Raw genomic sequence first — 10,804 nt, forward strand, 5'->3', positions numbered from 1 at the left:
TTGGGCGCCATCAGAAGCGGAGACGTGATCGCGTTCTTCCGGCATCTCCTGCGTCACATCCAGGGGAAGATCGTAGTGGTTCTGGACAATGCGGGTATCCATCGGGCGAAGGTGGTTCAGGCGTTCGTGGAGATCCACGAACGCCTGTCACTGGTGTATCTACCACCGTACGCGCCAGAGCTCAATCCAATTGAGCGTGTGTGGGCGTACGTCAAGCGAAATGTGTTGGGGAATTTCTGTGCCCGTTCGGTCACCGTGCTCAAGGAGAAACTGGTCGGTGCCTGGCAGCGCGTCAGATACATCCAATTGCCGCGCCGCCTGATGAACTCTAATTTATGCCGCGATCAATAAGCCAATGCGTCCGTGAGGTTGTCGCAGCCCCCTTGTAAACCGCATAGCTACCAATTAGAATCATCTTTGAACCAACACAAGTATCTGGCCACCCGCAGGAAGGTCAATCGTGGGCCCGTGAGTTGCCTTGTTCCCAACCATCCGCCTCGTCCCTCGTACTCAGGAGGACCGCATGACTCAGCTTCCCAATACGGCAGAACAAAGCCTGCTCACCGAGTCATACCTGAAAGCCGCCCGCAGGCGCAGCCGCGTCATCCTTCTGCGTCAGACCTTTAGCATCCTCCTACGCATGACACTCATGCTCTGGTTGGTGGCCACCATCACCTTCATCGTGGTTCGCGCCCTCCCAGGCAATCCCGTTGACCTCTATATCCAGGACCTCGCTGCCTCAGGCATGAGCCCGGAAGAAGCGCGCTCGAAAGCTTCAGCCGTACTGCGTTACAACGTCGAAGGAAGCTTCCTCGAGCAGTACGTTCAATACTTCCGTAACGTTCTGAGGGGCGACCTCGGCGTCTCATCAATCCTCTCTCCCAACTCACCGGTTCTGCCCATGATTGTCTCGCGGCTGCCCTGGACCATTCTCAGCGTAGGCATCGCCCTGACCCTGAGCTTTCTAATCGGCGTCCGGCTGGGCCTCATCGCCGCTACCCGGCGGCACACCTGGATGGATCATCTCATCTCAAACACCTGGGCAGCCATCGATTCCGTTCCCGCCGTGCTCCTGGCCGTATTGTCAGTTCTGCTGCTGGGCGTGGTCTGGAAGGTCGTCCCCCTCGAACTCATGCGTGGAGCCTATTCGCCAGACGTTATGCCTGGGTTCAACTGGGCCTTCGTGAAAAGCGCTGCCTTGCACTACATCGTTCCGGGCAGTGTGTACACCCTGACTTCCTTGGGAGGCTGGGTGCTGGCCATGCGGAGTAATGCTATGAGCGCCGTCAGCGATGACTATGTGCACGTCGCCCGGGCCCGCGGCCTCAGTGAGGAGCGCATCCGCGACGCGTATATCGGCAAGAACGCCATTCTGCCCCTGGTCACCGGCTTTGCCATCGCCCTCGGGTTTACCGTGAGTGGTAGCGTCCTGATCGAGAAGGTCTTTGTGACCCCAGGCGTTGGACAACTGCTCGCCGACGCCATCGCCCGGCGAGACTACCCGATCATGCAGGGCATCGTCCTGATCACCACCTTCGCCGTGCTGATCGCCACCGCCGTAGCAGACGCGATGTACACCTGGCTCGACCCCCGCATCCGCCTGGGAGATGAAGCGTCATGACCATCGCGCCCCTGCTCGCCACCCCACGGCCGAAGCGTTTCAAGCTGAGCATCACCCCCACCGCCCTTATCGGCACGGTTCTGTTCACTCTGCTGGTGCTGGTGTCCTTCATCGGACCACTGGTGGTCGCCGCACCGCAACTCGACGCACTGTCCGTCAGCCAGCCGCCGAGTAGCCACCACATCCTCGGGACTGATTACCAAGGCCGCGACAACTTGGCCCTGGCTGTGCGTGGTGGCAGCGACATGATCGTTCTGGCCGTCATTGCCGGAACCCTCACCACCCTGATCGCAGTCCTGTTCGGGTCATCATCAGCGTATTTTGGGGGCCGCGTGGACGCCCTGCTGATGCGCGCCACCGACCTCTGGCTCACCATTCCCCGTTTCATCCTGCTGGTCGTGATCGCCAGTACCTGGCGGGTCGAATCCACCGTCAGCCTCGCCGCACTCATCTCGGTGTTCAGCTGGCCGGTGCTGGCCCGTCAGATCCGGGCGAACGTCTTGTCACTCAAGGAGCGCGAGTACGTCGAGGCGGCGCGTCTCCTTGACCTGGGACCTGTCCACATGCTGTTCCGAGAGTTGCTCCCGAACATGGCGCCGTTCATTGTCGTCAGCACCATCCAGTCCATGACCCAGGCGATCTACCAGCAAGTCGGCCTGGCCTTTTTAGGGATCCTTCCCCTGAAAGACAATTGGGGCCTGCTGTTCAGCGTCGCCTACGGACAGAACGCCATTTATTTCGCTGACGCAGCTTGGAGCGTTCTCACCCCCATCGCCTCCATCTGTCTACTGCAACTGTCCCTGGTCATGATGGCGCGCGGGTACGAAGAGACGTTCAACCCTCGCCTGCGGAGTTCACGGTGACTGGCCTCCCCTCCCCCATCCGGCAGCCCGTCCTGGTTACCCGCCATCTCGGCGTGACGTATCACAGCTCCCGCGGACCGGTTCAGGCCGTGAATGACGTCAGTTTCGACCTGTTCCCCGACGAATGCGTCGCCGTGATCGGTGAGAGCGGTTCAGGCAAGAGCACCCTGGGGCAGAGTCTCGTTCGGTTGCTTCCTCCAAAAGGCACCACGACCTGCGGACACGTGACGTTCCACGGCGACAGTGGCCCGGCCGAGGTGCTGGCGTTCAGCCAGGAACAACTCCGCGCCTACCGGTGGCGCAGTTGCGCGTACGTCACCCAGTCAGCCATCAGCGCCTTCAATCCCTTGCTGCGGATCAGCCGTCACTTTGAAGACACCGCTCAGGCCCACGGCCGCAGAGGCGGAGCTGCCCTGAGGGAGGTCGCCTTCGACCTGCTGGCCAGCGTGCGTCTCGAGCCGGCCCGGGTGTGGTACGCCTACCCCCATGAACTCAGTGGTGGCATGCGTCAGCGTACCCTTCTCGCCCTGGCGCTCCTGCTGGATCCCAAGGTCCTGATCCTGGACGAACCCACCACCGCGCTCGATGTCCTTACCCAGCGCGCGATTATGGAAGTCCTGAGCAGCCTGCGCCAGAAAAAACAGCTCTCGATCATCTTCATCTCCCACGACCTGGGCGCCGCGAGCGAGATTGCCGACCGGATGCTCACCATGTATGCCGGGCGGGTCGTTGAATCCGGACCCACGCCGCAGGTGCTACGCGCGACCAGCCATCCGTACACAGCCAGCCTGCTACGAGCCATTCCATCCCTCGACACCGACCGCGAGGTGACCTCCATCCCTGGTTCACCCCCCGATCTCATCACCCTGCCCACTGGCTGCTCTTTTCACCCGCGCTGCTCACACGCCCGCCCTCTCTGCGCGGCCGGCGACGCCCCACCAGTTGTCCAGGTCGCCCCAGGCCACGCAGCAGCATGCCATTTTGCGCCTGAGGTTCGTGCCCAAACCGCCGAAGAAAGGAGACAACATGTCTGACAGCCTGATCCGGCTCGAGCACGTCGGGAAATCGTTCGTGCAAAAAGGCCGGCATGTCAGCGCCATCGAGGACGTCAACCTCGAAATCAGACCAGGTGAAATCGTCTCCTTGGTTGGCGAGTCCGGGTGCGGGAAAACAACCACCGGGCGTATGATCGCAGGCCTTCTGGCCCCGTCGTCCGGCCGCATTCTGTACTCGGACGCGGACATCAGCACCCTCCAGGGGGCGGAACGGCGTGCCTACCGCCTGGGCGTCCAGCTGGTCCACCAGGACCCGTACGCGTCCCTCAATCCCACCCAGCGGGTCCGTCAGATCCTGGCCGCTCCACTGACCCGGCACCGCTTGGTTCGCGGCCGGGACGACTTGGAGGTTCGCATGCGTGAGCTGCTGCACTCGGTCGACCTGACGCCCGCAGACGAAGTGCTCGGAAAGTTCCCCCACCAGCTGTCGGGAGGCCAGCGGCAACGCCTGTCGATCGCCCGCGCCCTCTCCGTTCGCCCATCGTTCCTGGTGGCTGACGAAGCCGTCTCGATGGTTGACGTCAGCATCCGCATCAGCATCCTTAACACCCTCCGGCGCCTGCGCGACGAGTACGGTCTGGCCATCCTGTTCATCACTCACGACCTCGCGCTGGCCAGGCACTTCGCCTCTAACGGCCGGGTCGGCGTGATGTACCTCGGACGCCTCGTGGAATTCGCGGACGCAGACGAACTCGTTCGCAACCCCCAACACCCGTACACGCAGGCCCTGCTGGCTGCAAGCCCCCCAGATCCCCTGTCCGAACGGCACCGCCCACCACCCATGAAACTGCGGCAGGACGACATCCCCAGCCTGCTCGCCCGGCCGTCCGGGTGCCCTTTTCATCCGAGATGTCCTGAATTTCAAGAAGGCATCTGTGACACTGCTGTTCCCCCGCTCGTTCCCCTCACGCCGGGCCATGCCGTCGCCTGCACGGTGCGCACCCAGGCTTACCTCGACTCTGTCACTCCCTCCGGTCTGCTTCGGCTGGATTCGCAAATCATGCCCTGAAGTGGCCCTCTCCGCACAGCGTGTCCTCGCCAGCCCCCTCAATCCCACCTTTCAGGAGGAGAACGCAATGAACAAAGTACTGATGAGCGTCATGACCGGTGCCCTAACCCTCGCGGCAGGCACCAGTTCGCCCGCACTGGCCGCCACCGGGCCAGCGAAATACTCGGTGACTGTCACGCTGAACAAGAACATTAAATGGAGTGACGGAACCCCCTTGACCGCCCAGGACTTCGTCGGCGGGTACGACATGATCTGGGCTCAGGGCTACGGCATCTGGAATCAGCTGACCGACGTCCGCGCCAAAGACAGCCAGACCATCGAATTCCTGCTCACCGACTTCTCCCCCACCATCCTCCGGCAATTGGTCCGTTCGAACCAGACCGGGTCATGGTCACAATACGGCCCTCTGTACACCCAGGCACGCAAGTTGCGCCTCGACGGCGCAAAAACAGACAGTGCAGAAGTCAAAACACTGCTGAACGATCTCGAGAAGTACAAACCAAACACGACCGTCAGTTACGGCCCGTATTACCTGACCGCCGGTAAAGTCAATCCGACACAGTTGGAGCTCGTCAAAAACCTGGGCGGATTCAACGCCAGCAAGATCGGTTTCGACCGGGTGGTGGTCTACTACGGAGAAACCCAGCAGGTGCTTCCGCTGCTACTTTCCGGACAGATCGACTACTCCGTGGCGGCGTTTACGCCAACAGACGTCAAAGCCATCGAGCGGAACCCGGACCTGAACCTGATTCGCAGTCCTTTGTCGGTCGGTCCGGCACTCTGGTTTAATCAGAACCTCAAACCGTTCGACCGCAAAGAGTTCCGCCAGGCCGTCGCCTACGTCATCAACCGTCAGGATACGGCACAGATTGCCCTCGGGACGGCCGGCAAACCGATCAAGTACATGGCCGGCTTCTCAGATCTACTGGTGCCGGGATGGCTGAACGCAGCCACGCGGAACGGACTGAACGAGTACAAAACCGACGCGACGAAGGCGGCCGCTCTGCTGACCGGCATTGGCTTCAAAAAACAAGGCAACACCTGGGTTGACAACACCGGGAAACCCGTCAAATTCGAAATTACGGCACCGGCAGACTTTGTGGACTTCCTCGCCGCCGCACAGGCAGTCTCACAACAGCTCAACAGCTTCGGTTTCCAGACCACCGTCCGCAGCATTTCTGCGCAGGAACGCCCGACCACAATCGATCAGGCGCGCTACCAGGCCCTGATGGACTTCGGTCTGATTTCAACCCCGTCCCATCCGTCCACCTCGTACGGGTACTACATGACGGAAGGCTTTTTCGGATCCAACAAACCGGACGCCACATCGGGATCCAAAGGCATGAACTGGCCCCTCACCCAGAAGACGAAAGCTGGAGCCACAGTCAACATCCGTGCCCTGATTCAACAGTCGCTGGCGGGCGACGATCTGGCCGCCCAGAAAACAAGGGTTCAGACCCTGGCGCAGATTTTTAACGACCAGTTGCCGGTGATCCCGATCTTCGAGCGGTACACCACCGACCCGATCAACACCAAAGCCCGCGTCACAGGCTGGCTCCCCTTCACAAACGCCGTCTACAAGAACAATCAGGGCAGCGACAACTATGTCGCCATTCAGTTTCTCAACGGCACCCTCAAACCGATTGCGGGCTCGGACAAGTCGTTCCGCACGGCCCTGCCCTATCAGCAGCAGGACTACTCGTTCAACTTCTTTACGGGCAACAGCCTGCAGCAGACATTTAGCTCCCCGGTCTATCACATGTCGTTCCCACCCCTGATGTGGTACTCAGAAGCGCAGCAAAAGTACATCCCGGCTGTCGCTCAGAAATACACGGTCACAGAACTGAAGTAACGGGCAGGCTCCGGTCTTCAGCCAGGTCTTCGTGTGACTGACTCGCCCGGCGTAGACGCCTCAATCCTGTTCGTCCGATCCTGAGTGAGAAGCTAAATCACTCCACCCCGCCAGACCTCGCCATCACACCAAGCGTAGTACTGGCTCCGTGAATGCGGAGCCAGTCTGGAGCAGGAGCCTGCACCATGTCGCGAGTCCTTCGCCATACCGTCACCGACTTTCACCAGTCCCTGAGCGCGTCCGGTCTCAACGCCTCGAACCTGCTCAACCTGGCCGATTCAGGGCTGAGCCACCAGGCAGGAGAATATTCCGGGACGTTCATCTCGCCCGTCATCACGCCCCTTGCTCCGTTTTACGAACTTCTACCGACCTGGAATGCCCTGACCCCGATGGGAACGTCCATTGAGTTCAAGGTCTGTGTTCGTATCGTACAGACTTGGTCCACCGCGTACTCGTTTGGACGGTGGACCAGCCGGAACAGTCCTGAGCGCACGAGCCAGGGCGCTCAGGCGGATGAGTTCGGGGAAGTTCAGACCGACGTCTTGGTGCTCCGTCAACCGGCAAACGCCTATCAGTACCACCTGTCGTTGTACACCCAGAATCCGATCCTAAGCCCCGAGGTCACCCGACTGGTCTTCACCACGATCTCTGCCACGCCACGGCCGTCATCGCCGGTGCCTATGGCCAGTTCTGCCTGGGGGATGGTGCTTCCTGTGGTGCCGAGATCTCAGATGCTGTATCCGGGAGGGCAGGGCTGGTGTTCGCCCACCTCCATGACCATGCTGTTGGAGTACTGGGGCTTGACGGTCAGTGTTCCGGAAGCGGCGCGCGCGACGTATGACGCGGCGTACAAAGGGACTGGCAACTGGGCCTTCAATGCTGCCTTCGCGGCCTCACTGGGCTTCTGCGCCACCGCCACCCGGTATGACAGCTTCACCGAGCTCGAGCACCTGATTTCTCAGCGCGTCCCGGTGGCCATCAGTATCGGCTGGGAAAAAGGTGAACTTCCCTCAGCACCTATTCCTCGGTCTCCAGGGCACCTGGTAGTTCTCCGAGGCTTTGACCGGACTGGGCAACCCATTGTCAACGACCCAGGTGCAGCCACGGATGGCTGCGTTCGGCGCACCTACCCCCGCGCCAGGCTAGAAGCTTTATGGCTCAGGTATTCGGGGGGGCTCACCTACGTCATTCATCCTCCGCACCTCAAGGTGTCCTGAGGCGCCTCGTGAGAAGCAGGTCCGGCCATCGTGCTGGGGAAGGCCTGGTTTCAGACGTCTGATCCTTTATAAGGTGCACGCCTGTCACACGGATCAGCCTGACATGTGCCGTGGTTTGACCGCTTCATCCCCAGTCCGGCGTCATGTCCAAGGAGATTTAATCACCATGTCCCTGCTGTCCCCAGCCCGGTCGCTCATGCTCCAGGAGACTCGCTCCGCTCCAAGTGCGTACGCTCTCTGTTTCGGCACCCTGCGCTCGTTTTTTCCGGCCACCCACACTCGTTGGAAACCGGCCACCGTTCTCCCCCACACGAGCTGAGGTCATTCTAGGCGTTCAGCCGTCAAGGCAGTCGATTTTCGGTCCTTCCTTCTCAGACTTTCTCCTTTGAGTTCGATGCGGTAGGCATGATGCAGAACGCGATCAAGGATCGCGTCCGCCAGCTTGGGATCACCGAGATTCTCGTGCCAGACTGTGGTGGGAAATTGGCTGGTGATAATGGTCGAGCCACGTTCATAACGGTCATCCAGGATCTCAAGGAGAATGCGCCGTCCCTCAGCGGTCGGGGTATCGAGCCCCCAGTCATCGAGAATCAGCACCTGGACGCGGGCGAGCTGCGCCAGGAGCTTGAGATAGCGCCCATCCCCTCTCGCCAGAATCAGTTCCTGTAAGAGTCGTCCAGTCTGTGTGTACTGCGCGCTGTGGCCCTTTCGGCAAGCCTGGTGGGCCAACGCACAGCCGATGAAGGTCTTGCCGACCCCGGTGGGGCCGGTGATGATCACCCCCCGCTTTTCCCGAATCCAGAGCCCCTCAGCCAGCGTGCGCAGGAGTTTGCCGTCCAGGCCACGTGGGTGCTTGGTGTCGACGTCCTCCAGGGTGGCCTGAATCTTCAGGCGGGCGGCCGCAAGGCGGCGCTGGGTGGTGCGTCCCTCCCGGTGCGCGAGTTCCCGGTCAACGAGGAGCGTCAGGCGCTCCTCGAAGCTGAGTTCCCGGGCCTGGGGTTGCTCCTGTTGTTCCTGCATGGCCTGCGCCATCCCGTCGAGTTTGAGGGCGCGAAGGTGATGGGTAATCGGATGTGGCAGCATAGAAACCTCAGTTCAGGGTGGGGGCGAAGTCGTGTTCAGTTGAGGTCGAGCTGTGCTCGACCTGCTCCTGGCCGTAATACGCGGGGCCCCGTACATTGACGTGGTCGGCCACGCGTGGCGTCGGATCTTCTGGTGTCATCGGCACGACGTCCAGGTGATGCTTCAGGATGGATTCCACACTGCGGTAGCTGAACGACTGCAGCGTGACCGCACGGCAGCAAGCGGCTTCCAGCCGCTCAGCACCGTATGCCTGCGCCAGTTTGAAGAGACCGAGACAGGCGCGGATACCCTGTTGTGGATGTCGACCGGCTGCCAGGAGACCTTCAACCATCCGGGTGGTGTCGTTACCCAGCGCTTCGGCTCGGTGAAGGAGATGCTGGGAGGTGGTTTCGCCGTACTGCTGATGTCGCATCGGCATATGTTCCTTCACCGTCGTCTGACGCTGGTGGGTGCTGGACACGTCCAGCACCCGGTGGTGCACCGCGATCCGCATACTGTCCCGGAAGACTTCAAGGAGCAGGGGGGTGACACGCAGGTCGACACTGGTTTTGGCGTGCTGGTACGGCACGCTGTAGTGGTGTCCGTCAAGTTCGACGTGATAGTCGAGGCCGACCGTGGTGCGCTTCCAGGTCGCGACCTCAAACGGCTGTACCGGGAGGGGATGCAGGGCCGGTTGGTCAAGTTCCGTGAACAACGCCCAGCGGCTGCCCGGCCGCTTCTGAAACGCTTGAGTATTCAGGGCCAACAGCGGGCCGCTCAGCGCTTCATTGGCCTCGGTGACGCTGAAGAAGATCCGGTCGCGGAGTGGTGCCAGGAGTCGCCGTTCGACAATCTGGACATGCACCTCGACCAGTGCCTTATCCCGGGGTCGACGTACCCGTGCTGGAATGATGGCGACACCGTAGTGTTCGGCCAGTTCCGCATACGCGCGGTTCAATTCCGGTTCGTAGCGGCTGGCGTGGGTCACGCCAGCCTTCAGGTTATCTGGAACGACGATTTCAGGAACGCCGCCAAAAAAGGCGAATGCCCGGATATGTGAGGACAGCCAGTCTTCGCTGCGCTGGGTGCGGGTCACCTCGACGTAGGTGTAGTCACTGGCGCCCAGCGTGGCGACAAAGACCTGGCCGGGATGGATCACCCCGGTACTGGGATCTGTAATGGACAGCGTGAGCCCAGCGTAGTCAACGAACAGTTTTTCACCGGCCGTGTGAATCTGCCGCATGGAAAGACCTGCTGTGACCTTCCAGCGGCGGTAGTGGGTGGTGAACGTCGCGTACTGCATGCCGTTCGGGTACTGGCGTCGGTACTCTTCCCAGAGCAGGAAGCGGGTGACCCCTTTGCGGCGCAGTTCGCGGTCGATGGTGTCCCAGTTGGGTTGGAGCCGGCGGTCGGATTTCGGCTGTTCGCGTTGACGGAAGAGCAGCGTTTCGAGTTGGGGATCACTGAGTTCAGGGGAGAGCGGCCAGGTCAATCCAGCGGCGTGAGCGCGTTTCAGGTAGTCCTGAACGGTACTGCGGGCCATGCCGACACTGCGGCCGATGTCTCGGTCGCTGTGGTTGAGATCAAACTTGAGTCGAAGGACTTCCCGTATTTTCCGCATAGTCACACGCTTTTTGGTCATCCTTCAGGATGACCGTGGAGTCTCGTGTGGTGGGAGTGAGGTGGCCGGATTCAGCGAGCCTGTGTGGCCGACTCAATCGAGCGCCGGTGGCCGGATAAGTCGAGCGCGACTGGCCGGAATGGGCGAGCATATGCAAAGGTCAGATTTTGCTTTCCCTGGCCAGGGAAAGCAGCTTCGCCCTGTTCCTGCTCGGTATTCAGCCATTTGCGGAGCAGTGAGGCATTGAGGCCCAGCTCACGGGCGGTGTGGGAGAGGTTGCCGCTCATTCGGGCGAGCTGAACAGCGTCTCGCTTGAATTCGGCGGAATGGATTCTGCGGTGGGTCATGATGGTGCCTCCTATTGTTGAGGCTTACCTCCATCTACGCAAAACTGGGTCACCCTCACATCGGGTCTCCTTGAGTGTGGTCTTGAGAACTTCACCCTACTGGAGACCCGTTTTTTAGATCACGTGTTGATTTCGCCAAAAGTGTCCGAACCATTGA

The 10,804-nt window shown here is 60.8% G+C and carries 8 protein-coding genes and 2 pseudogenes; 7 read left to right on the forward strand and 3 right to left on the reverse strand.

Going from position 1 to position 10,804, the window contains the following annotated elements; genetic code table 11:
- From Q322_RS0118245 to Q322_RS0118275, 7 genes are all read left to right on the forward strand, one after another.
- Positions 1-351 (forward strand): IS630 family transposase (locus Q322_RS0118245; protein ID WP_034419244.1); only part of this gene is annotated, 351 nt, incomplete at its 5' end.
- A 172-nt stretch (positions 352-523) separates the two neighbouring features.
- Positions 524-1,621 (forward strand): ABC transporter permease, encoded by a 1,098-nt coding sequence (locus Q322_RS0118250; RefSeq protein WP_051668739.1) that lies wholly within the window; start codon positions 524-526, stop codon positions 1,619-1,621.
- Complete coding sequence (locus Q322_RS0118255) at positions 1,618-2,484, forward strand: ABC transporter permease (protein WP_051668740.1); 867 nt, start codon at positions 1,618-1,620, stop codon at positions 2,482-2,484. Before Q322_RS0118250 ends, Q322_RS0118255 begins: the two co-directional genes overlap by 4 nt.
- Positions 2,481-3,518, forward strand: a complete 1,038-nt coding sequence (locus tag Q322_RS0118260; protein ID WP_029479308.1) for an ABC transporter ATP-binding protein — start codon at positions 2,481-2,483, stop codon at positions 3,516-3,518. The genes Q322_RS0118255 and Q322_RS0118260 overlap by 4 nt, the downstream gene beginning before the upstream one ends.
- A complete protein-coding gene (locus Q322_RS0118265; RefSeq protein WP_051668741.1) occupies positions 3,511-4,548 on the forward strand; it encodes an ABC transporter ATP-binding protein in 1,038 nt (345 codons plus the stop codon). The genes Q322_RS0118260 and Q322_RS0118265 overlap by 8 nt, the downstream gene beginning before the upstream one ends.
- Positions 4,549-4,615: 67 nt before the next feature.
- Positions 4,616-6,400: an ABC transporter substrate-binding protein gene (locus Q322_RS0118270; RefSeq protein WP_029479310.1), complete on the forward strand. Its 1,785-nt coding sequence runs from the start codon at positions 4,616-4,618 to the stop codon at positions 6,398-6,400.
- 185 nt (positions 6,401-6,585) lie between these two features.
- On the forward strand, positions 6,586-7,617 hold the full coding sequence (locus Q322_RS0118275) for a C39 family peptidase (protein ID WP_051668742.1): 1,032 nt from the start codon (positions 6,586-6,588) through the stop codon (positions 7,615-7,617).
- A 321-nt stretch (positions 7,618-7,938) separates the two neighbouring features.
- Here Q322_RS0118275 and istB read toward each other — a convergent pair whose 3' ends face one another.
- The 3 genes and pseudogenes from istB to Q322_RS0118290 form a co-directional block, all read right to left on the reverse strand.
- Positions 7,939-8,700 carry an IS21-like element helper ATPase IstB gene (gene istB / locus Q322_RS0118280; RefSeq protein ID WP_029479312.1) on the reverse strand — a complete coding sequence of 254 codons (762 nt, stop codon included), beginning with the start codon at positions 8,698-8,700 and terminating at the stop codon, positions 7,939-7,941.
- 73 nt (positions 8,701-8,773) lie between these two features.
- Positions 8,774-10,300 (reverse strand): annotated as a pseudogene (gene istA / locus Q322_RS0118285) (IS21 family transposase); the annotation flags it as partial.
- 158 nt (positions 10,301-10,458) lie between these two features.
- Positions 10,459-10,647: pseudogene (locus tag Q322_RS0118290) on the reverse strand (transposase); the annotation flags it as partial.
- Positions 10,648-10,804: the final 157 nt, after the last annotated feature.

Source organism: Deinococcus frigens DSM 12807 (assembly GCF_000701425.1).
Taxonomy (GTDB): Bacteria; Deinococcota; Deinococci; order Deinococcales; family Deinococcaceae; genus Deinococcus; species Deinococcus frigens.

What these genes read in the sequence shown, in the direction of transcription:
- Q322_RS0118250 (WP_051668739.1), top strand. Translation starts at nt 524, where the DNA reads ATGACTCAGCTTCCCAATACGGCAGAACAAAGCCTGCTCACCGAGTCA.
- istB (WP_029479312.1), bottom strand. Translation starts at nt 8,700, where the DNA reads ATGCTGCCACATCCGATTACCCATCACCTTCGCGCCCTCAAACTCGAC.
- Q322_RS0118265 (WP_051668741.1), top strand. Translation starts at nt 3,511, where the DNA reads ATGTCTGACAGCCTGATCCGGCTCGAGCACGTCGGGAAATCGTTCGTG.
- Q322_RS0118255 (WP_051668740.1), top strand. Translation starts at nt 1,618, where the DNA reads ATGACCATCGCGCCCCTGCTCGCCACCCCACGGCCGAAGCGTTTCAAG.
- Q322_RS0118275 (WP_051668742.1), top strand. Translation starts at nt 6,586, where the DNA reads ATGTCGCGAGTCCTTCGCCATACCGTCACCGACTTTCACCAGTCCCTG.
- Q322_RS0118270 (WP_029479310.1), top strand. Translation starts at nt 4,616, where the DNA reads ATGAACAAAGTACTGATGAGCGTCATGACCGGTGCCCTAACCCTCGCG.